Genomic DNA, 19705 nt, shown 5'->3' with positions numbered 1-19705 from the left:
CCTGCTGGTCGAGCGGCTCGAGCAGCCGGTGGGGCAACGGGGTCGGATACGTCGGCATGCTCGGATACGGGGGCGCGACCATCGCCCCGGGGCACCAGCACGGCGACGATCCAGCCCGCGAGGAACCCACCGGCCACGGGTACCCGCCACACCTGCAACGCGAAGTCGACGCCCCCTGCGAGGGTGGCGAGCCAGGGCCCGGGGAGGGCGGTGGCGACGCCGAGGAGCATCGAGAGTAGGCCACTCGTGACGTCCCGGCGTCGGCAGCGATGTTCGCGATCCGTCATCAACGCCGCGTAACGGACGTCCGGATCCGCGACACAGTGGATGCATGACCGCTCTCCTGCGCCGCCCGCTGGTGCGCATCCTGATCGTCGCCGGCATCGCGCTCGTCGTCGTCGCGCTGTGCGTCTTCGAGCCGTGGCTGTTGGTGATCGACAAGAAGGTCGACGAGGCGGCACCCGTTGTTACCGCCGCGGCACCGCAGCCTGACCAGCGGGAGCTCCTCGCGCGCGGTGACCTCGTCAGCCACGAGCACGCCAGCACGGGTGCGGTGGAGCTGCTGCGCCTCCCCGACGGCTCCCGCGTGCTGCGGCTGGTGGATCTGCGCACCAGCAACGGGCCGCTGCTCAAGGTCTGGCTCACCGACGCGCCGGTACTCGCGGGCAACGCCGGCTGGCACGTTTTCGACGACGGCCGCCACGTCGACCTGGGTGAGCTCAAGGGCAACATCGGCAGCTCGAACTACGCGGTCCCGGCCGATGTCGACCTCCAGGGGCTGTCCAGCGTCACGATCTGGTGCGACCGGTTCTCCGTGTCGTTCGCGGCGGCGGCCCTGCAGCCGGTGATCCACTGACCCGCCGATACCCTTCCGGGCGTGACTGAACGCACCCTCGTCCTCGTCAAGCCCGACGGCGTCTCCCGCAAGCTCATCGGCGAGGTACTCGCCCGCATCGAGCGGAAGGGCCTCGACATCGTCGCCCTCGAGCTGCGCACCGTCGATCGCGAACTCGCCGCCCAGCACTACGCCGAGCACGACGGCAAGTCGTTCTTCGAGGACCTGCTGGCGTTCATCACGTCCGGCCCGGTGCTCTCGGCCGTCGTCGAGGGCCCGCGCGCCATCGCCGCATGGCGCCAGCTCGCCGGCGGCACCGACCCGGTCGAGAAGGCCACGCCCGGCACGATCCGCGGAGACTTCGGGCTGGAGACGCAGTTCAACCTCGTCCACGGCTCCGACTCGCCGGAGAGCTCGGCCCGCGAGATCAAGCTCTGGTTCCCGCACCTGTGACGTCCGGCGGCGAGCCCGCGGTCGGCGCTCCGCGCGTGCTGCGCGACGCGCCGGCCGGTACGGGCGCGGCACTCGCCGCGCTCTGGCTCGCCGTGAGCCGGGAGGGTGGAGCCGTCGGGTTCCGGCCCGATGCCGCCGAGGAGCTCGTGCTGGCCGCCGCCGAGCACGTGGTGTCCGAGGTCCGGGCCGGTCGCGAGCAGATGATCGTGATCGAGACCGGCGATGAGCTCGCCGGCTCGGCGTTCCTGCGCCGCGGCTCCGGCCCGATCGTCGAGCACCGGGCAGACGTGCTGCGCCTGATGGTCCACCCGGATCTGCAGGGCCGGGGCTGGGGCACGCGGCTGCTCGACGCGGCCGTCGCCGAGGCCGGCGCGATGGGACTGCGGGAGCTGCTGTTGTCGGCGCGCGGCGGCACCCCGCTGCCGGAGTTCTACGCGAAGCAGGGCTGGACCGAGGTCGGCCGGTGGCCGCGTGCGCTGTGCGTCGGTCCCGGGGACTGGCGCGACGAGCACTGGTTCCACCGCGCCGTCTGACGCCTCCTACCCGCGCCCGTCGCGCGGCCCGAACACCGCCAGCGCCTCCGCGTCGCTCGCGGCCGCCCGCAGGTAGTACTCGGCCCACTCCTGCCGTGCAGGGTAGGTCGAGCCGCTGACGACCGCGGCGCAGGCGGCGTCGACGTCGATCACGGTGCGGCGCAGCGTCACGGGGCCGTCGTGCAGCAGCGCCCAGTGCCCACCGGCGCGGCCGTAGGGCATGCCGATGCTGCCGGGGTTGATCACCAGCCGCCGGTCCACGAGCCGCACGAACGGCATGTGGGTGTGCCCGCAGACCACGGTCCGGACCTCGTCCGGGACGTCCTGGAAGACCTCGGCCCAGCGCGGCATCCGGCTGTCGACCAGCACCACCTCGTCGTCGTCGCGGGGCGTGCCGTGGCAGAACAGCACCGGCCCGAAACCCTCGACGTCGAGCGTGACGGGGTGCGGCAGCCCCGCCAGCAGCGCGATGTGGGCGGCGGACAGCTGCGCCGCGGCCCACACCGACTCCTCGTGCGCGCACTCGGCGCCGCCCGCGATGTCCACCAGCTCGCGATCGGCGTTGCCCCGCACGAGCAGCGCGCGCCCACCCAGCGACTGCAGCCGGTCCAGCACGGCGACGGGCTGCGGTCCGGCTGCGTGGTCCCCGGTGACGACGATCAGGTCGGCACCGGCGACGTCCGGCTCGGCGAGCACGGCGTCGAGAGCGGGCCGGACACCGTGGATGTCGGACAGGACGGCGACGGAGCGCGGCATGGGCTCAGGCTCGCACCGTCGCGGGCCGGGGTCGCCCGATTCCGCCGGTGGCGGACAGGGAGGGCGTCGCTGGGAGCTTCGGACGTGGTTGGGGGTCCGATCGGGCTGCAGCCACATGGTTCCATGTGGCGGTCGCAGGACCGGTCCGAACAGCCACAAGGTTCCATGAGGCGCCCAGCGTCCCGTCCGGGCCCGCCGTCGACAGCGGTGACCGTACAAAGTTAGGTTGTCCGGACCATTTCCGGTCCAACCCGAAGCGAGGCCGCGCCCCGATGCCGGACCCGACCATGTCCCGCCCGCAGGTCGTCGTCGACCGGGACAGCCCGGTTCCGCTGTACTTCCAGGTGGCCCGCCAGCTCGAGCGGGCCATCGAGTCCGGCGAGTTGGCACCCGGAACGCGGCTCGACAACGAGATCGCGCTGGCGGGGGAGTTGGGTCTGTCGCGCCCGACGATGCGCCAGGCGATCCAGTACCTGGTGGACAAGGGCCTGCTGCAGCGCAAGCGGGGTGTCGGCACCCACGTCGCACGTCCGCGGGTGCGTCGCCCGGTCGGCCTCACCAGCCTGTTCGACGACCTCGCCGGCGCCGGGCGGTCACCGAGCACCACCGTGCTGGGGCTCGGTCGCGCGGAGGTGGCGGGGGAGGTCGCGGTCGCGCTCGAGGTGCCCGACGGCACCGAGGTCTTCGTGCTGGACCGGCTGCGCCGCACCCAGGGCGAACCGCTCGCGATCATGCGCAACTACGTGCGCATCGGCGCCGTCGACCTGGACGCGGCCGTGCTGGAGAGCCGGGGGCTCTACGAGGTGCTCCGCGAGGCCGGGATCCGGCTGACGGCCGCGCAGCAGAGCATCGGGGCCCGTCGCGCCTCGGCCGCCGAGGCCAAGCTGCTCGACGAGACGAGGGGCGCGCCGCTGCTCACGATGCGGCGCACCACGTTCGACGACCACGGTGTCGTCGTCGAGTACGGCGATCATCTCTACCGCGCGTCGCGCTACAGCTTCGAGGTCGCGCTGACCAGCCGTTGAACGGGAGCTGAACCCGTTCACCCAGCCGTGGACGGCGTGCATACGTCATGACATAGTCCAGACAAGGTGTCACGACAAGATCTTCGCCAACGGAGGCGACCGATGACTTTGGGTACATCAACCCGGCGGTCTGCGCTGGCCCTCACGGCCGTTGCCGCGCTGGCGCTCGCGGGCTGCGGCGGCGGGGGCGGTGCGAGCACCGACGCGCAGCGCAACGCCGACGCGAAGACCGTCGCGCTGACGATCTCCGCGAACGTCGCGCAGGGCGGCAAGAACGCCGCGGAGGCCGACTGGATCGTCAAGTACGTGATCCCCGAGTTCACCAAGCAGATGGCGGCAGAGGGTGTCACCGCCACCGTCACGCTGCAGCCCTCCGGTGTGGACGACGAGCAGTTCAAGACCAAGCAGTCGCTGGACATGAAGACCGGTGGCGGCGCCGACATCGTCTCGCTCGACGGCATCTGGATCGGCGAGTTCGCGCAGGCCGGCTACATCAAGCCGCTGGCCGAGGTCGTCGGCCCGGCCGCGGCGGCGTGGGACGGCTGGGCGCAGGTCCCGCAGGCCGTGCAGCAGCTCGCCGTGTTCGACGGCAAGAGCTACGGCATCCCCAACGGCACCGACGGTCGCGTCCTGTACTTCAACAAGCAGCTGTTCGCCCAGGCCGGGCTCCCGGCCGACTGGCAGCCCACGAGCTGGCAGGACGTGCTGGACGCGGGCGCCAAGCTGAAGGCGCTGCCCGGGGTCGACCCGATCCAGCTCAACGGCGGCACCGCGATGGGCGAGGCCACCACGATGCAGGGTGTGCTGCCGGTGCTCGCGGGCACCGGTGCGCCGCTGCAGGCCGACGGCAAGTGGCAGGGCAACACCCAGGCCGTCCGCGACATGCTCGGCCTCTACAAGTCGATCTACAGCGGCGGCCTGGGCGATCCCCAGCTGCAGCAGGACGCGAAGGGCCGCGACAAGTCGTTCCAGGAGTTCGCCGCGGGCAAGGTCGGCATCCTGCTGGAGAGCGACTACTTCTGGCGCTCGGTGGTGGAGCCAAAGGCGGGCGTCGCGCCGATGGCCAACCGCGACCAGGTCGTCGGCTGGGCCAAGATCCCCGCGCAGCAGGCGGGCAAGGGGCTCAAGGGCCAGGACTTCGTCAGCATGTCCGGCGGGGGTGCCCGGGTGATCAACCCGAACACCAAGTACCCGCAGCAGGCCTGGAAGCTGCTCGCGTTCATGAACTCCGCGGCCGCGGTGAAGGCCCAGCTCGCGGGTACGGCCAAGATCACCCAGCGCACTGACGTCAACAACGACGTGCTCGCCGGTGACCCGATGCTGAGCTTCATGTCCTCGCAGGTGCTGCCGCTCACGGCCTACCGGCCGGGTGTCGCGGAGTACCCGCAGGTGTCGAAGGCGCTGCAGGACGCGACGGCCGCCGTCGTCTCCGGCACCGCCCCCGACCAGGCCGCCACGGCGTACCAGAAGGCTCTGGAGGGTGCGCTCGGTGGCGCAAGCAACATCACTTCCAACTGAGGCCGAACCCGTACGGGCTCCCGCGGCGCCGGACACCGACGCCGCGGGGCTCGGCCGGGTGCGGGCCTCGGCGTTCGTCACGCCGGCGCTCGTCCTCATCGGCGTGTTCCTGGTGTTCCCGGCACTGTGGACGCTCTACCTCGGACTCACGAACTTCCGGCTCACCGGGATCGCCGCCGCGAACCCGAAGTTCGTGGGGCTCGACAACTACGGCACCGCGCTGGCGGATCCGAACTTCCTCAACTCGCTCTACCTGACGCTGCTCTACGTGCTCGGCTCGGCGATCATCGGCCAGTCGATACTCGGGTTCGTCCTCGCCTGGACGATGCGCGCCGCCCACAAGACGGTGCGCACCGTCGTCGAGTCGCTCGTGATGCTCGCGTGGATCCTGCCCAGCTCGGTGGTCTCGTTCCTGTGGATCGCGATGCTCGACCGCGACACCGGCACGTTGAACGTCCTGCTGAACACGCCCGGCACCGCATGGCTGCTCGAGCACCCGATGCTCTCGATCATCATCTTCAACACCTGGCGCGGCACGGCGTTCTCGATGCTGCTGTTCTCCGCGGCGCTGGGCAGCGTCCCGCCGTCGCAGCTGGAGACAGCGCGGATGGTCGGCGCGTCGGGCTGGCAGCAGCTGCGTGACGTCGTGTTCCCGCACATCCGCGGGCACGTGCTCACCAACGTGCTGCTGATCAGCCTCTGGACGTTCAACGACTTCGCGCCATACCTGATCACTGCCGGTGGACCGAACCACCAGTCGGAGATCCTGCCGATCTTCGTCTACAACACGGCGATCTTCGACGGCCAGCTCGGCCTGGGCACCGCGATCTCGCTGCTGATGCTGCTGATCAACCTGGTGCTGGCCGTGGTGTACCTCCGGATCTTGAGGAAGCGGACGTGAGCCCCCGCGACGTCGTGCGGCGCATCGGTTTCTACGTGCTGATCGCCCTGATCACGGCCTTCATGGCGATCCCGGTGCTGTGGCTGGTGTTCACGCCGTTCGACCGCACCCCGGACCTGTCGGTGTCGCTGCCGGACTGGACGCTGTCGAACTTCGGCAAGCTCACCGACAACCCCTACGCGCTGTCCTCGCTGGGCAACTCGGTGCTGCTCGCCGTCGGCTCGATGGTGCTGGTCACGGTGTTCGGCGCGCTCGCGGCGTACGCGCTCTCGCGGGTGCACATCCCCGGCCGCGACGGGCTGCTGTACGCGTTGCTGCTGCTGTCGTCGATCGTGACGGGCACCGCGGCGATGGTGCCGATCTTCCTGCTGATGTTCCAGCTCAACCTGATCGACTCCCAGCTCGGCGTGGTGCTGGTGCTCTCCGGTGGCCTGCTGCCGGCGGCGATCTTCATCCTCAAGGACTTCATGGACGCGACGCCGCGCTCCTACGAGGAGTCGGCGCGGGTGTTCGGGGCCGGGCCGCTGCAGATCCTGCGCGACATCGTGCTCCCCGTCGTGCGGCCGGGGCTCGCCACCATCGCGGTGTGGACGGTGGTGAACGTGTGGAGCAACTTCCTCACGCCGTTCATCCTGCTGCGCAGCCCGGAGAAGTCGCCGGCCGCCGTGGTGCTCTACACCTTCTACACCGAGGGCGGGCAGGCGAACCTGGGCCTGATCTCCGCGTTCTCGCTGCTCTACTCGATCCCTGTCGTCGCCCTGTACGTGTTCGTCAACCGGCGCTACGGGTTCCGCTTCCACGGAGGTATCAAGCGCTGATGGCCGACATCGAGCTGCGCGGGCTGGAGAAGGAGTACCCCGGCGGCGTCCGGGCCGTCGACGGCCTGGACCTGACGATCGCCGACGGTGAGTTCTTCGCCCTGCTCGGGCCGTCGGGCTGCGGGAAGACGACGCTGCTGCGGTCGATCGCGGGGCTGGAGACCGTCACCGGCGGCAGCATCGCCATCGGCGGGCGGGACGTCACGCGGCTGCCCCCGGGTGTTCGGGACATCGCGATGGTGTTCCAGGACTACGCGCTCTTCCCGCACATGACGGTGCGCGACAACGTCGCCTACCCGTTGCGGATCCAGAAGGTGGGCAAGGCGGAGCGCCACCGGAAGGCGGAGGAGACGGCGGAGGGGCTGAGCCTCGGGCACCTGCTCGACCGGCGTCCCGGCCAGCTCTCCGGTGGCCAGCAGCAGCGGGCGGCGCTCGCCCGTGCGGTGGCGTGCCACCCCTCGGTGTTCCTGTTCGACGAGCCGCTGTCCAACTTGGACGCCCGGCTGCGGCTGGAGGCGCGCACGTTCCTCAAGCGGCTGCAGCGCGACCTCGGCATCACCACCGTCTTCGTCACGCACGACCAGGCCGAGGCGCTCGCGATGTCGGACCGGATGGCCGTGATGGACGCCGGCCGGATCCGCCAGATCGGCACGCCCAAGGAGGTGTTCGGGCGCCCGACGAGCACGTTCGTGGCGAGCTTCATCGGGTCCACGCCGATGAACCTCATCGACGCCGTCGTCGACCACGACACGGTGGCGGTGGCGGGAACCCGCGTACCGATCCCCGCGGCGATGACCCCGCACGTCAGTGACGGCGAGGAGCTGGTCTACGCCGTCCGCCCGGAGTACACGCGCCTGAGCACCACCGCCGTCGACACCGGGATCGAGGGCACCGTCGCGATCATCGAGAACATGGGCGTCGGTGCGCTCGTCACGATGGAGGTGCCCGGTGGGCTGCTGCAGGTGACCGTCGCCGAGGGCGCGGAGCCGGAGCCGGGCACGCGGGGCTGGGCCGTCGCGGCGCCGGACCGGGTGCTGCTCTACCGGCGCTCCGACGGGGAGCTGGTGGGCAGCGAGCGCGCGCTGGTGACGGCCTGATGCGCGGCCGCTTCACGCTCGACGACCGCGCCGAGCAGTTCTACCGGATGATCCCCGTCGACGTGCCCGACGGTGCTGCCGCGCTGAGCGTCACGCTCGCGTTCGACCGCGCCGCCGGGGTGCTCGACCTGGGCTGTTTCGGCCCCCACGGCCCGCGGGGCTGGTCGGGCGGGGCGCGCGACCGGTTCACCGTGGCCACCGACTGGGCCACCCCGGGCTATCTGCCCGGGCCGCTGGACGCGGGCACGTGGCACGTCTGCCTCGGGCTGCACCGGATCCCACCGGAGGGACTGGACTTCGAGCTGACGATCGACATCGGGCCGGCGCAGCCACCGGAACCGGCGCCGCTGCCGCCCGTCGCGGACCGGCCCCCGCGTCGGGAGCTGCCTGCCGCGACGGGCATGCGCTGGCTCGCGGGCGATCTGCACAGCCACACCGTGCACTCCGACGGCGCGCTGACGATCGACGAGCTGGCCGGTCTCGCCGCGGCAGGCGGGCTGGACTTCCTGGCGATCACCGACCACAACACCACCAGCCACCATCCCTACCTGCCCGCGGCCGGGACGCGCGCCGGGGTGACCCTGCTGCCCGGGCAGGAGGTCACCCGCGACCACGGCCACGCCAACGCGTTCGGCGACATCGGCTGGGTCGACTTCCGGCTCCCGGCCGACGACTGGCTCACCCAGGTCTCCTCCCGCGGCGGGCTGATGTCGGTGAACCACCCGCTGTCGGGGGACTGCTCGTGGCGCCACCCGATGACGGGCCGCCCGCCCTTCGCCGAGATCTGGCACCACACGTGGTGGGACCGCAGCTGGGGCGGCCCGCTGTCGTGGTGGCGGATCTGGGGCCCCGACGTGCTGCCGCTGGGCGGCAGCGACTTCCACACCCCCGCCGACGGCCGCCCGCTGGGCGTCCCGACCACGTGGGTGCAGAGCACGGGCGAGTCCGTCGATGAGGTGCTCGCCGGGATGGCCGCCGGCCGGATCGCGATCAGTGCCGGTCGTGATGCCCCGGTGTTGCTGCGCGTGGACGACGAGCTGGTGGCGATCGGGGCGGCAGGCACGTACCTGGTCGACCCCGAGGAGCGGCGACAGGTGGTGCGCGCCGAGCGGCAGAGCTTCCCGGCGGGCCCCGGGGTGCACCGGCTCGAGGACACCCGCAACGCCGTGGTGGCGCTGGCGGTGTGAGCGACCGCTCGGGTGCGGCCCGGGTGTCGATCTTCCAGCGGGCAAACCGAGCCACCCACTTGACGGGTCCATCCCTGCCTCTCTATATTACCTATTGGTTATGGAACTGAGGGGTTATTGATGGCTGTGGACCTGCTCGACGCCACGTTCGCGGCGCTGGCCGACCCCACCCGGCGGGCGATCCTCGCCCGGCTGGCCAGGGGTGAGGCGAGCGTCGGTGAGCTGGCCGAACCGTTCGCGATGTCGCAGCCCGCCATCTCCAAGCACCTCAAGGTGCTGGAGCGCGCGGGGCTGGTGTCGCGCGGCCGCGACGCGCAGCGCCGCCCGTGCCGGCTGGAGGCACAGCCGATGCGGGAGGCCACCGAGTGGCTGGCGGGCTTCCGCGCCTTCTGGGCCGGGAGCTTCGAGCGCCTCGACGACCTGCTGGCCGACCTGCAGAAGATCCAAGGAGACGACGCATGAGCACTGCCGAGACGTTGACCGTCGAGACCCCGGCGGCTCGCGAGATCGTGCTGACCCGCGAGTTCGCCGCACCCCGGGCGTTGGTCTACGCCGCCTACACCCGTCCCGAGCTGCTGCGACGCTGGTTCGGACCGCACGGCCACCAGCTCGTGGAGTGCGAGATCGACCTGGTCGTCGGCGGCAACTGGCGCTACGTCGTGCAGGCGCCCGACGCCAGCACGATGACCATCCGCGGGCGCTTCCGCGAGATCGTCGAGGCCGAGCGGCTCGTGAGCATCGAGACCAACGACGACTGCGAGGCCGAGACCGGTACCGAGACGCTGTCGACGCTCACCTTCGACGAGCGCGACGGCCGCACCACCCTGACGAACACGTTGATCTTCGCCACCCAGGAGGTACGGGACATGATGCTGGAACTCGGCATGCAGCACGGCATGGGGCAGGGCTACGAGCGCCTCGACACGACGCTGGCGCAGGTGCAGGCGTGAGCGGCAGCGAGGTCGCCGAGCGCTACCGCCGCCGGGCCGACCGGTTCGACGCGCTCGTTGCCGGCGTGCGGGCCGACCAGTGGTCGTGGCCGTCGCCGTGCGACGAGTGGACCGCGCGCGACGTCGTCGGGCACATCCTCGACATGCACGCCGCGATGCTGCAGCCGTTCGGCCGGGAGCTGAGCCCGGCCCCGGCGCTGGCCGACGACCCGCTGGGCGCGTTCCGGGCGGCCCGCGCCGACATCGAGGCCGTGCTCGCCGATCCGGCCGAGGCCGGGTCCACGCACGACACCCCGATGGGGCCCAGCACGGCTGAGAACCACATCGACGGCGTGGCCAGCGCGGATCTCGTCCTGCACGGCTGGGACCTCGCGAAGGCCACCGGTCAGGACGACACCATCGACCCGGCCGAGGTGGAGCGCTCCTGGCCGGGGGTGCAGCAGATGCCGCCGGAGATGCGCATCCCCGGTGCGTTCGGCCCCGGGATCGTGGTGTTCGGCCCCGAGGTACCGGTGCCGTCCGACGCGCCGCTGCAGGACCGGTTGCTCGGGCTGATCGGGCGCGACCCGCACTGGAAGGCGTGAGCGCCCGAACGTCCAAGCGTTCTGTCGGGATCCCGGGTTAACGTCGCACCCGTGAGCGACGCACTGGTCCAGGCGCGGGGGCTGCGCAAGGCCTTCGGCGATGTCGAGGCCGTCCGTGGCATCGATGTCGATGTGGCCCGCGGCGAGGTGTTCGGGTTCCTCGGCCCCAACGGTGCCGGCAAGTCGTCCACCATGCGGATGATCGCGTGCGTGTCCCCGCGCACCGGCGGCACCCTGCAGGTGCTGGGGATGGATCCCGGCCCCGACGGTCCGGCCATCCGGGCGCGCATCGGCGTGGTGCCCCAGCTCGACAACCTCGACGTCGAGCTCACGGTGCGGCAGAACCTGCAGATCTACGGCCGCTACTTCGGGCTGTCCAGGGCGCACGTGCGCGCCAAGGCCACCGAGCTGCTCGAGTTCGCCAAGCTCACCGATCGCGCCGACGCCGCCGTCGAACCGCTGTCGGGCGGCATGAAGCGGCGGCTCACCATCGCCAGAGCCCTCGTCAACGACCCCGAGCTGCTGCTGCTCGACGAGCCCACCACCGGGCTCGATCCGCAGGCGCGCCACCTGCTGTGGGAGCGGCTCTACCGGCTCAAGCGCGAGGGCGTCACCCAGATCATCACCACCCACTACATGGACGAGGCCGAGCAGCTCTGCGATCGGCTCGTCGTCATGGACGACGGGCGCATCGTCGCCGAGGGCTCGCCGGTCGAGCTGATCGAGCGCCACGCCACGCGTGAGGTGCTGGAGCTGCGGTTCGAGCCCGAGCTGCGGCCCACTGCCGCGGCGCTCGCCCCGCTCGCCGAACGGGTCGAGGAGCTGCCCGACCGGCTGCTGCTCTACACCGCCGACGGCGAGCACGCGCAGGCCGAGGTCGTGCGGGCCGGGCATCGACCGCTCTCGGCACTGGTGCGGCGGGCGTCGCTGGAGGACGTCTTCCTGCGCCTCACCGGCCGGAGCCTGGTGGAGTGATGGCGCCGGTCGTGGTGGCGAGATCACCCGGGCGCGTCCCGAGCTTCGCGGGCGGCGTCGGGATCGTCGTCGAGCACCTGTGGACCTGGTACCGGGGCAACTGGCGGGCCACCGCCGTGTCCTCGGTGCTGCAGCCCCTGCTGTTCCTGCTCGCCTTCGGCGTCGGGTTCGGCTCGCTGATCGGTGGCGGCAGCAGCGCCGCGGCGGCCACCGGCGGTGCGAGCTACCTCGCGTGGCTCGCGCCTGCGCTGCTCGCGGTGTCGGCGGTGCAGAGCGCGGCGTTCGAGTCCACCTACCCGGTGCTGTCGGGTTTCAAGTGGCAGCGGGTCTACCACGCGATGGCGGCGGGGCCCATCACCCCGGCGCAGGTCGCGCTGGGCCACCTCACCTGGTTCGTGGCCAAGACCACCGGCAACGGCGCGATCTACGTCGCGGTCATCGCGCTCGTCGGGGGAGTCGAGAGCCCCGGCATCCTGCTGGCCCTGCTGCTCGCGGTGCTCACCGGGGTGGCGGTCGCCGCGCCGATCACCGCGTTCTCGGCCACCGTGGAGAACGAGGGCAACGGGTTCAGCGTGCTGTTCCGGTTCGTGGTCATCCCGATGACGCTGTTCAGCGGCACGTTCTTTCCCGTCGACCGGCTGCCCGGCTGGGTGCAGCCACTGGTCTGGGTCTCCCCGCTGTGGCACGGCACCGAGCTGGCGCGCGCGGCCGCACTCGACCGGTGGCAGCTGCTCCCGGCGCTCGGGCACCTCGCCTATCTGATCGTGCTGGCCGCCATCGGCATCGCACTGGCCACGCGGCTGTTCGGGCGGAGGCTCGCCTCGTGACCACCACCGCACCCGCACCGCCGGGCTGGCTGCCGCTGCTGCCGGCCGGTAGCTACGCGGGCCGCTCGCGCAAGCTCGTGCTGCGCTCGGCCACCGCGTCGCGCTCCACCTGGCTGGCGTTCGTGTCCGGGTTCTTCGAGCCGGTGTTCTACCTGATCGCGATGGGGCAGGGCCTCGGCTCGCTCGTGGGCACCCTGCCCGGTCCCGACGGCAGCCCCATCGGCTACGCGGCGTTCATCGCGCCGGGGCTGCTGGCGGCGTCGGCGATGAACGGAGCGGTGTTCGACTCCACGTTCAACGTGTTCTTCCGGCTGAAGTACGCCCGGCTCTACGACGCCGTGCTCGCCACCCCGCTCGGCCCGGTCGACGTCGCGCTGGGCGAGATCTGCTGGGCGCTGATCCGCGGCGGGCTCTACTCGCTCGCCTTCCTGTCGGTGATGGCGGCATTCGGGCTGCTGATCTCGCCGTGGGCGCTGCTCGCGCTCCCCGCGGCGCTGGTCATCGCGTTCGCCTTCGCCGCCGTGGGCATGGCCGCCACCACATTCATGCGGTCCTGGCAGGATTTCGACCTCGTCACGCTCGTGGTGCTGCCCATGTTCCTGTTCTCCACCACGTTCTACCCGCTCACGGTCTACCCGCGGTGGCTGCAGATCGTGGTCGAGTGCCTGCCGCTCTACCACGCCGTCGAGCTGATGCGCGGCCTCACCACCGGCGTGCTCGGCCTCGGGATGCTGGGCGATCTGGCCTACTTCGCCGTCATGATCGTCATCGGGCTGGCGGTGGCATCGCGGCGGATCGGCACGCTCCTGCTGAAGTGAAGATGTGAATTCCCTGACCGCCCAGCGACCTGGGTGGCCGAGTGCTGCGTGCGGGACGATGATGTGCCGATGACGGTCCTTTCGCACCGATCAGCCCTCGCCGACCTCGTCCGGGGCTTCGTTGTCGCGTCGCTCGCCGTCGTCCAGGCCGTCGTCTCGGGAATGGCCGGTCTGGGGGCCGCCGGCACGCCCGTGGCCGATGTCGTGGCGGCCTACCCGACGCCGTTGCTGGTGGCGCGCTGGGCGTACGTGATCTGGGTTCCCATCGGGCTCGGGTTCCTGGCCTACGCCGCCTACCAGCTGCTACCCGGCCAACGCCACCGCATGATCCATCGCCGCACGGGCTGGTGGCTGGCCGCCGCGGCCCTGCTCAACACGTGCTGGCTGCTGGCGCTGGGCGGCCACGCGATCCCGCTGGCCGAGCTGTTCCTGATCGCGTTGCTCATCGCCGCCGCCGTCCCGTTCGGCAGGCTCAGCAGGGAGCCCGCCACCGACCGCGTCGAGCGTCTCGTGTTCCGCACCCCGGTCGCGATCCTCACCGGCTGGGTGTCGATCACGGGGATGTCCGCCACTGCGTTCACCGGGGCGTGGGCCGGGCTGCCGAGCAACAACGCGATCGCCGGGGTCGCTGCGGTCGTCGTGCTGGTGGCGGTGGCCGCGATCGTCGCGTGGGTCGTGCTCTCCGGCACCGCGGTGGTCGGCTACACGGCGGCTGCCGTCTGGACGCTGGCCGGGATCGCCGGCGGCGAGCCGCCGGCACCGGTGCTGATCGCGGTGGTCACCGTGATCGTGATCGTGCTCGCCTCCACCGCCCGCCGCCTAGCGGCCGCGGGCAACCCACCCCGCGCGGCCTGGGGCTGACAGCACCCCGGCGCGCGGGCCGTTCGTCCCGACTCGCGGTGCGTTCCGTCCCGACCCGCGGTGCACTTGAGCGCAACTCGCGGTGCGCTCGAGCGCAACTCGCGGTGCGCTCGAGCGCAACTCGCGGGCCGTTCTGTCCCAACTCGCCGGCAGGCGTCCGCACTGCCGTGCGCGAGTCGGGACGGATCGCCCCGCGAGTTGCGACGGATGGGCCCGCGAGTTGCGACGTAACGGCCCGCGAGTTGCGATGGATGGGCCCGCGAGTTGCGACGTAACGGCCCGCGAGTTGCGATGGATGGGCCCGCGAGTTGGGTCGTCAGGCCGAGCAGGGGGCGGCGGCAGGGAGGCGGCCGGCGCGGTAGGCGCCCGGCGGCACGCCCATGACCCCGCGGAACTCGGCCGTGAGGTGGGACTGGTCGTAGTAGCCGGCACGCGCGGCGAGTGCTGCCCACCCGTCGCCGGGGCCGAGCTGGTCGAGGATCCCGCGGACTCGACGGATGCTGCTGAACTGCTTCGGCGCCATGCCGACGCCATCGGTGAACAGCGCGCGCAGGTGCCGCTCGCTGACCCCGACGCTGCGCGCGACCTCCGGCAGCCGGCCCGGGGCACCCACGAGTCGGCGGGCCGCCTCCCGCACCAGATCGGCCCGGGCCAGCTCGGCGCTCGACCGCGCCGCGAGCCGGTCGGCGACGGCGCCCGCCAGGCGCAGCTCGATCCGCTCCACGTCAGGCCCGAGGCGGGCCAGCTCGTCGGCCAGGTGCCGCGCCGGTGCGCCCCACAGCTCCCGCAGGTCGACGATGCGGTCGGCGAGCTCGTGGACCGCAACGCCCAGCACCGGACGGGCGCGACCGGTCCGGATCGGCAGCTGGACGCAGAGCGCGACCGACTTGGGCGCCAGGTAGCTCGCCCGGGTGCGCGGACCCATCGCCACCAGCCGGTACGAGCCGTCGACGGCGGTGGTGAAGGCGAGCACGGTGGCCGTGTCCGGTTCGCGCACGTGGACGGCCGGCGTGGCGACGGCGTTCGGCATGGTCGCCATCCTAGCCGTCGCACGGGGCGAGAACTGTGCCGAAACGTCCTATCGGCGCAGGTGGGGGTGCTGGCAGCGTGGCGGCCATGATCCTGATCACCGGTGCGACCGGCACCATCGGCACCGAATCCGCAAGGCTGCTGGCCGAGCACGGCACCCCGTTCCGTGTACTGGCGCGCGACCCGTCCCGGGTGGCACCGCGAGAACCGGGAGAGGTCGTGCGGGGCGACTTCGACGACGCCGCCTCGCTGAGGTCGGCGATGACGGGCATCGACGCGGTGCTGCTGATCGTGCCGTTCGGGCGCGCGATGGCCGCGCACGACCGGGCCGTCGTCGACGCGGCCCGTGCCGCGGGCGTCGGCCGGATCGTCAAGCTGTCGGCGCTGGGCACCGGCGAGACCGACGACCCGGCCGACGCCCGGTCCCGGCACACCGCGGGGGAGCAGGCCGTCCGCGACAGCGGCGCGGCCTGGACGCTGCTGCGGCCGTCCGGCTTCGCGTCGAACACGCTCGGCTGGGCGGCGATGATCCGTGACGGGCAGCCGGTGCCCGACATGACCGGTGGTGGCGCGCTGGGGATCGTCGACCCGCGCGACGTCGCGGCGGTGGCCGTCGCCGTGCTCACGAGCGAGGGGCATGTCGGCGCCGTCTACACGCTGACCGGTCCCGAGCCGCTGAGCACACCCGCCCAGGCCGCGATCCTCGCGACGGGGCTCGGACGCCCCGTCACCACCGTGGACGTGGAACCCGCGGCGGCCGCGGAGGGTATGCGCGCTGCCGGGGTGGACGCCGTGACGGTCGCGATGGTGGAGAGGGGCTGGTCGCTGGTCCGGGAGGGCGGCGGTGCCGCCGTCACCGGCGACGTCGAGCTGGTGCTCGGCCGGGCGCCCCGGACCTTCGCCACGTGGGTGGACGATCACCGGGAGGCCTTCGCGGACGGGTGAGTCCCGCGGCCGTCGACGGACGGGGCTACCCTTACCTCGGTGACCGCCCCGTCCGTCTTCGCTGATCTCGAGCCGCTCCTGCCGCGTGTCTCCAAACCTGTCCAGTACGTCGGTGGGGAGCTGAACGCGCAGCTCAAGGACTGGGAGTCGGCGGCCGTCCGGTGGGCGCTGATGTACCCGGACGCCTACGAGGTCGGCCTGCCCAACCAGGGCATCATGATCCTCTACGAGGTCCTCAACGAGCGGCCCGACGCGTTGGCGGAGCGCTGCTACGCGGTCTGGCCCGATCTCGAGGCGCTGATGCGCGAGCACGGCGTCCCGGCGTTCACGGTCGACGGCCACCGCCCGCTCGGCGCGTTCGACGTGCTGGGCGTCAGCTTCTCCACGGAGCTGGGCTACACCAACCTGCTCACCGCGCTGGACCTCGCCGGCATCCCGTTGCACGCGGCCGACCGCACCGACGACCACCCGGTCGTGGTCGCAGGCGGCCACGCAGCGTTCAACCCGGAGCCCATCGCGGACTTCATCGACGTCGCCGCCATCGGTGACGGCGAGGAGGTCGTCGGTGACATCACCGACGTCGTGCGCGAGTGGAAGGCGCAGGGCCGCCCCGGGGGCCGCCTGGAGCTGCTGCTGCGCCTGTCGGAGACCGAGGGCTGCTACGTCCCGTCGCTCTACACGGTGAGCTACGCGGCCGAGGGCGGCATCGCCGCGGTCACCCCGAGCGAGTCGCGTGTGCCGGCCACCGTCACCAAGCGCACCACCTCAGACCTCGACTCGTGGCCCTACCCGAAGGCGCCGCTGGTGCCGCTGGCCGAGACGGTCCACGAGCGCGCCAGCGTCGAGATCTTCCGCGGGTGCACCCGCGGCTGCCGGTTCTGCCAGGCCGGGATGATCACCCGCCCGGTGCGGGAACGCACGCTGCAGGGCATCGGCCAGATGGTCGACGCCGCCGTGCGCGCGAGCGGGTTCGACGAGGTCGGCCTGCTGTCGCTGTCGAGCGCCGACCACTCGGAGATCGCGGAGATCACCAAGGGCCTCGCCGACCGCTACGAGGGCACCAACACGTCGCTGTCGCTGCCGTCCACCCGCGTGGACGCGTTCAACATCGACCTCGCCAAGGAGATCAGCCGCAACGGCCGCCGCTCCGGGCTCACGTTCGCCCCGGAGGGCGGCTCCGAGCGGATCCGGCGCGTGATCAACAAGATGGTGTCGGAGGAGGACCTGATCCGCACCGTCTCCGAGGCCTTCGCACAGGGCTGGCGGCAGGTGAAGCTGTACTTCATGTGCGGCCTGCCCACCGAGGAGGACGAGGACGTCCTCGAGATCGCGGGCATGGCCCACCGCGTCATCAAGGCCGGGCGCGAGGCGTCCGGCAGCAACGACGTGCGCTGCACCATCTCCATCGGCGGGTTCGTGCCCAAGCCGCACACCCCGTTCCAGTGGGCCGCGCAGGCGCACCCCGACGTCGTCGACGACCGGCTGCGCAAGCTGCGCGCCGCCGTCAACGCCGATCGCAAGATCGGCCGCAACATCGGCATGCGCTACCACGACGGCAAGCCGTCGCTGGTCGAAGGCCTGCTGGCCCGTGGCGACCGGCGCGTCGGCCGCGTCATCGAGCGCGTCTGGCGCGAGGGTGGCCGCTTCGACGGCTGGAGCGAGCACTTCTCCTACGAGCGCTGGATCACCGCGGCCGCGGCCGAGCTCGAACCGCTCGGTGTGTCGATGGACTGGTACACCACGCGGGAGCGCGACCGCGAGGAGATCCTGCCGTGGGACCACCTCGACTCCGGGCTCGAGCGCGACTGGCTCTGGGACGACTGGCAGGACGCGCTGGAGTCCCGCGAGCAGGACGACTGCCGCTGGACGCCCTGCTTCGACTGCGGCGTCTGCCCCTCCACCGGCACCGACATCGAGGTCGGCCCGAGCGGCACGGTGCTGCTGCCGCTGACGGTCGTCAACCCGCTCACCGCGACACCCCCCGGCAGCGGCGCGGGTGGCTGAGGGCACCGGATCCGGGCCGCAGGTCGGCATCCGGGTCGCCGACGAGCGCGACGTCCCCGCGCTCGCCACGCTGCGCCGGGCCTGGCTGGAGGAGCGGACCGGGCACCCGATCGAGGACCCCGGTTTCGAGGCCTCCTTCGCCCAGTGGTGCCGCGTGGAGCAGCCCCGTCGCACGTTCTGGATCGCCGAGGTCGGGTCGCCGCGCAGCGGCTACACGGCCATCGGGTCGATCAACGTCGTCGAGATCGTGCACATGCCCCGACCGGGCGCCCGCGGCGGGCGGATCGGGCACGTGGGCAACGCCTTCGTGCTCGCCTCCTTCGCCGACCGCGGGGTGCCCGGCGCCCTGCTCGCGGCCACGATGGCCCACGCCCGCACCCGCCGCTACCGGCGCCTGCTGCTGGCCCCGACCCCCGGCAGCGTGGCGTTCTACCAGCGCGCCGGCTTCGAACCCGCCGGCGAGCAGCTGCTGTCGTTCAACCCGGCAGCGCATCCGGCGAGCTGACGCCCGGCCACCTCGCACACCATCGCCGGTCGTCGCACACCGCCCAACCTGTGCGACGACCGGCGAAGGTGTGCGACGTGGGGGAGTCGCGGCGCGCGCTCTAGGGTGGGCGGATGGCTCGCGTGCGGCAGGGTGAGGCCGCCAACCCGGCTCCACCCACGGTGCAGCGCATCCGGTTGCGCTTCGCGAAACGCGGCAGGCTGCGCTTCCTGTCCCACCGCGACGTCGCCCGCAGCTTCGAGCGGGCGGTGCGCCGGGCCGGCGTGCCCGTCGCGCATTCCCACGGCTTCAGCCCCCACCCCCGGCTGTCGTGGATCGGGGCCGCCCCGACGGGCACGGCGAGCCTTGCCGAGTACGTCGAGATCGGGCTCACCCGCGAGATCGATCCCGCCGCGCTGGCCACGGCGCTCGACGCGGCGCTGCCCGACGGCATCGACATCCTCGCTGCCGCCGTGGCAGGTGGGGCGGCGCTCACCGACCGGATCGACGCCAGCAGCTGGCACATCGAGCTGCCGGGCGTGGCGCCGGAGGCACTGCAGGTAGCGCTCGACGCGCTGTTCGCCGCCACCGAGGTGGTCGTGGAACGCGTCACACCGTCCGGGCGTCGCCAGATCGACGTCCGGGCGGCGCTGGTGCGCGCGGAAGTGGTCGCCGAAGTGGTCACTGACGTGCCCACTCACCTGGGCAACTCCCCCGAGACGGTGGACGCGGCGCCGATGAGCGCCGGTCCGGCGGGAGTCTGTGCGATAATGACGGCGATCGTGCGGCAGACGACACCCGCCGTGCGACCCGATGACGTGTTGGGCGCACTCGACGTTGTCGCAGGCCTGAAGCTGCTGGTCCCCGCGAAGGCGACCCGGATGGCACAGGGCCTGCTCGACGACCGGGGCGACCTCGCTGATCCACTCGGCTCCGACCGGGTCACCACCCGGAGCTGAACCGGGCGGATCGGAGTTCGGCCCGCCGGCGCATGCCGGTGGCGGCACGCTGTCGTGCACGGCCGTCCCCCGGGACGGAGCGAGACACCAGGATTGCTCTCCACGCACCGCGCGGAGAGAGAACTGCACGTGGCCCCTGTGCGGCC

The 19705-nt window shown here is 72.1% G+C and carries 22 protein-coding genes; 20 read left to right on the top strand and 2 right to left on the bottom strand.

Annotated features, from left to right (window positions below; genetic code table 11):
- The first annotated feature begins 331 nt into the window (after window positions 1–331).
- From ACFPFQ_RS02120 to ACFPFQ_RS02110, 3 genes are read left to right on the top strand one after another with little or no spacing between them, the layout of a single operon-like run.
- A complete protein-coding gene (locus tag ACFPFQ_RS02120; protein ID WP_379614114.1) occupies window positions 332–856 on the top strand; it encodes a DM13 domain-containing protein in 525 nt (174 codons plus the stop codon).
- Between the two features lie 21 nt (window positions 857–877).
- Window positions 878–1288, top strand: a complete 411-nt coding sequence (ndk, locus tag ACFPFQ_RS02115; protein WP_379614113.1) for a nucleoside-diphosphate kinase — start codon at window positions 878–880, stop codon at window positions 1286–1288.
- Window positions 1285–1821 (top strand): GNAT family N-acetyltransferase, encoded by a 537-nt coding sequence (locus ACFPFQ_RS02110; protein ID WP_379614111.1) that lies wholly within the window; start codon window positions 1285–1287, stop codon window positions 1819–1821. The genes ndk and ACFPFQ_RS02110 overlap by 4 nt, the downstream gene beginning before the upstream one ends.
- A gap of 6 nt (window positions 1822–1827) precedes the next feature.
- On the opposite strand, the gene ACFPFQ_RS02105 is transcribed toward ACFPFQ_RS02110, so the two are convergent.
- Window positions 1828–2577, bottom strand: coding sequence for a metallophosphoesterase family protein (locus ACFPFQ_RS02105; RefSeq protein ID WP_379614109.1), 750 nt, complete (start codon window positions 2575–2577; stop codon window positions 1828–1830).
- 287 nt (window positions 2578–2864) lie between these two features.
- Here ACFPFQ_RS02105 and ACFPFQ_RS02100 point away from each other — a divergent pair, with 287 nt between their 5' ends.
- The 13 genes from ACFPFQ_RS02100 (at window position 2865) to ACFPFQ_RS02040 (ending at window position 14138) form a co-directional block, all read left to right on the top strand.
- Window positions 2865–3602 (top strand): GntR family transcriptional regulator, encoded by a 738-nt coding sequence (locus ACFPFQ_RS02100; protein WP_379614107.1) that lies wholly within the window; start codon window positions 2865–2867, stop codon window positions 3600–3602.
- Window positions 3603–3704: 102 nt separating this feature from the next.
- Window positions 3705–5120 (top strand): extracellular solute-binding protein, encoded by a 1416-nt coding sequence (locus tag ACFPFQ_RS02095; RefSeq protein WP_379614105.1) that lies wholly within the window; start codon window positions 3705–3707, stop codon window positions 5118–5120.
- Complete coding sequence (locus ACFPFQ_RS02090; RefSeq protein ID WP_379614103.1) at window positions 5092–6021, top strand: carbohydrate ABC transporter permease; 930 nt, start codon at window positions 5092–5094, stop codon at window positions 6019–6021. Before ACFPFQ_RS02095 ends, ACFPFQ_RS02090 begins: the two co-directional genes overlap by 29 nt.
- Window positions 6018–6839 carry a carbohydrate ABC transporter permease gene (locus ACFPFQ_RS02085; RefSeq protein WP_379614101.1) on the top strand — a complete coding sequence of 274 codons (822 nt, stop codon included), beginning with the start codon at window positions 6018–6020 and terminating at the stop codon, window positions 6837–6839. The genes ACFPFQ_RS02090 and ACFPFQ_RS02085 overlap by 4 nt, the downstream gene beginning before the upstream one ends.
- On the top strand, window positions 6839–7936 hold the full coding sequence (locus tag ACFPFQ_RS02080; RefSeq protein ID WP_379614099.1) for an ABC transporter ATP-binding protein: 1098 nt from the start codon (window positions 6839–6841) through the stop codon (window positions 7934–7936). Before ACFPFQ_RS02085 ends, ACFPFQ_RS02080 begins: the two co-directional genes overlap by 1 nt.
- Window positions 7936–9123 carry a CehA/McbA family metallohydrolase gene (locus tag ACFPFQ_RS02075; RefSeq protein WP_379614097.1) on the top strand — a complete coding sequence of 396 codons (1188 nt, stop codon included), beginning with the start codon at window positions 7936–7938 and terminating at the stop codon, window positions 9121–9123. Before ACFPFQ_RS02080 ends, ACFPFQ_RS02075 begins: the two co-directional genes overlap by 1 nt.
- 120 nt (window positions 9124–9243) lie before the next feature.
- Window positions 9244–9585, top strand: a complete 342-nt coding sequence (locus tag ACFPFQ_RS02070) for an ArsR/SmtB family transcription factor (protein ID WP_379614095.1) — start codon at window positions 9244–9246, stop codon at window positions 9583–9585.
- Window positions 9582–10073: an SRPBCC family protein gene (locus tag ACFPFQ_RS02065; RefSeq protein ID WP_379614093.1), complete on the top strand. Its 492-nt coding sequence runs from the start codon at window positions 9582–9584 to the stop codon at window positions 10071–10073. Before ACFPFQ_RS02070 ends, ACFPFQ_RS02065 begins: the two co-directional genes overlap by 4 nt.
- Window positions 10070–10657, top strand: a complete 588-nt coding sequence (locus tag ACFPFQ_RS02060; RefSeq protein ID WP_379614091.1) for a TIGR03086 family metal-binding protein — start codon at window positions 10070–10072, stop codon at window positions 10655–10657. Before ACFPFQ_RS02065 ends, ACFPFQ_RS02060 begins: the two co-directional genes overlap by 4 nt.
- Before the next feature lie 51 nt (window positions 10658–10708).
- The gene (locus tag ACFPFQ_RS02055) at window positions 10709–11632 is read left to right on the top strand and encodes an ABC transporter ATP-binding protein (protein ID WP_379614089.1); all 924 of its coding nucleotides are present in this window, start codon (window positions 10709–10711) and stop codon (window positions 11630–11632) included.
- Window positions 11632–12459, top strand: a complete 828-nt coding sequence (locus ACFPFQ_RS02050; protein ID WP_379614087.1) for an ABC transporter permease — start codon at window positions 11632–11634, stop codon at window positions 12457–12459. Before ACFPFQ_RS02055 ends, ACFPFQ_RS02050 begins: the two co-directional genes overlap by 1 nt.
- Window positions 12456–13277: an ABC transporter permease gene (locus tag ACFPFQ_RS02045; RefSeq protein ID WP_379614085.1), complete on the top strand. Its 822-nt coding sequence runs from the start codon at window positions 12456–12458 to the stop codon at window positions 13275–13277. Before ACFPFQ_RS02050 ends, ACFPFQ_RS02045 begins: the two co-directional genes overlap by 4 nt.
- Before the next feature lie 69 nt (window positions 13278–13346).
- The gene (locus ACFPFQ_RS02040; protein WP_379614083.1) at window positions 13347–14138 is read left to right on the top strand and encodes a hypothetical protein; all 792 of its coding nucleotides are present in this window, start codon (window positions 13347–13349) and stop codon (window positions 14136–14138) included.
- Window positions 14139–14454: 316 nt separating this feature from the next.
- On the opposite strand, the gene ACFPFQ_RS02035 is transcribed toward ACFPFQ_RS02040, so the two are convergent.
- Entirely contained in the window at window positions 14455–15168 is a 714-nt protein-coding gene (locus ACFPFQ_RS02035; RefSeq protein ID WP_379614081.1) for a helix-turn-helix domain-containing protein, read from the bottom strand.
- Window positions 15169–15254: 86 nt separating this feature from the next.
- Here ACFPFQ_RS02035 and ACFPFQ_RS02030 point away from each other — a divergent pair, with 86 nt between their 5' ends.
- From ACFPFQ_RS02030 to ACFPFQ_RS02015, 4 genes are all read left to right on the top strand, one after another.
- Window positions 15255–16112 (top strand): NAD(P)H-binding protein, encoded by an 858-nt coding sequence (locus ACFPFQ_RS02030; protein ID WP_379614079.1) that lies wholly within the window; start codon window positions 15255–15257, stop codon window positions 16110–16112.
- 39 nt (window positions 16113–16151) lie between these two features.
- Window positions 16152–18116 carry a TIGR03960 family B12-binding radical SAM protein gene (locus ACFPFQ_RS02025; RefSeq protein WP_379614077.1) on the top strand — a complete coding sequence of 655 codons (1965 nt, stop codon included), beginning with the start codon at window positions 16152–16154 and terminating at the stop codon, window positions 18114–18116.
- A complete protein-coding gene (locus ACFPFQ_RS02020; RefSeq protein ID WP_379614075.1) occupies window positions 18109–18621 on the top strand; it encodes a GNAT family N-acetyltransferase in 513 nt (170 codons plus the stop codon). Before ACFPFQ_RS02025 ends, ACFPFQ_RS02020 begins: the two co-directional genes overlap by 8 nt.
- A gap of 113 nt (window positions 18622–18734) precedes the next feature.
- Entirely contained in the window at window positions 18735–19559 is an 825-nt protein-coding gene (locus tag ACFPFQ_RS02015; protein WP_379614073.1) for a TIGR03936 family radical SAM-associated protein, read from the top strand.
- Window positions 19560–19705: the final 146 nt, after the last annotated feature.

This window comes from Pseudonocardia sp. GCM10023141 (assembly GCF_042653605.1).
This window is presented reverse-complemented; position numbering and strand designations above follow the sequence as displayed.

What these genes read in the sequence shown, in the direction of transcription:
- ACFPFQ_RS02120 (WP_379614114.1), top strand. Translation starts at nt 332, where the DNA reads ATGACCGCTCTCCTGCGCCGCCCGCTGGTGCGCATCCTGATCGTCGCC.
- ACFPFQ_RS02105 (WP_379614109.1), bottom strand. Translation starts at nt 2,577, where the DNA reads ATGCCGCGCTCCGTCGCCGTCCTGTCCGACATCCACGGTGTCCGGCCC.
- ACFPFQ_RS02100 (WP_379614107.1), top strand. Translation starts at nt 2,865, where the DNA reads ATGTCCCGCCCGCAGGTCGTCGTCGACCGGGACAGCCCGGTTCCGCTG.
- ACFPFQ_RS02095 (WP_379614105.1), top strand. Translation starts at nt 3,705, where the DNA reads ATGACTTTGGGTACATCAACCCGGCGGTCTGCGCTGGCCCTCACGGCC.
- ACFPFQ_RS02080 (WP_379614099.1), top strand. Translation starts at nt 6,839, where the DNA reads ATGGCCGACATCGAGCTGCGCGGGCTGGAGAAGGAGTACCCCGGCGGC.
- ACFPFQ_RS02075 (WP_379614097.1), top strand. Translation starts at nt 7,936, where the DNA reads ATGCGCGGCCGCTTCACGCTCGACGACCGCGCCGAGCAGTTCTACCGG.
- ACFPFQ_RS02070 (WP_379614095.1), top strand. Translation starts at nt 9,244, where the DNA reads ATGGCTGTGGACCTGCTCGACGCCACGTTCGCGGCGCTGGCCGACCCC.
- ACFPFQ_RS02065 (WP_379614093.1), top strand. Translation starts at nt 9,582, where the DNA reads ATGAGCACTGCCGAGACGTTGACCGTCGAGACCCCGGCGGCTCGCGAG.
- ACFPFQ_RS02050 (WP_379614087.1), top strand. Translation starts at nt 11,632, where the DNA reads ATGGCGCCGGTCGTGGTGGCGAGATCACCCGGGCGCGTCCCGAGCTTC.
- ACFPFQ_RS02040 (WP_379614083.1), top strand. Translation starts at nt 13,347, where the DNA reads ATGACGGTCCTTTCGCACCGATCAGCCCTCGCCGACCTCGTCCGGGGC.
- ACFPFQ_RS02035 (WP_379614081.1), bottom strand. Translation starts at nt 15,168, where the DNA reads ATGCCGAACGCCGTCGCCACGCCGGCCGTCCACGTGCGCGAACCGGAC.
- ACFPFQ_RS02030 (WP_379614079.1), top strand. Translation starts at nt 15,255, where the DNA reads ATGATCCTGATCACCGGTGCGACCGGCACCATCGGCACCGAATCCGCA.
- ACFPFQ_RS02015 (WP_379614073.1), top strand. Translation starts at nt 18,735, where the DNA reads ATGGCTCGCGTGCGGCAGGGTGAGGCCGCCAACCCGGCTCCACCCACG.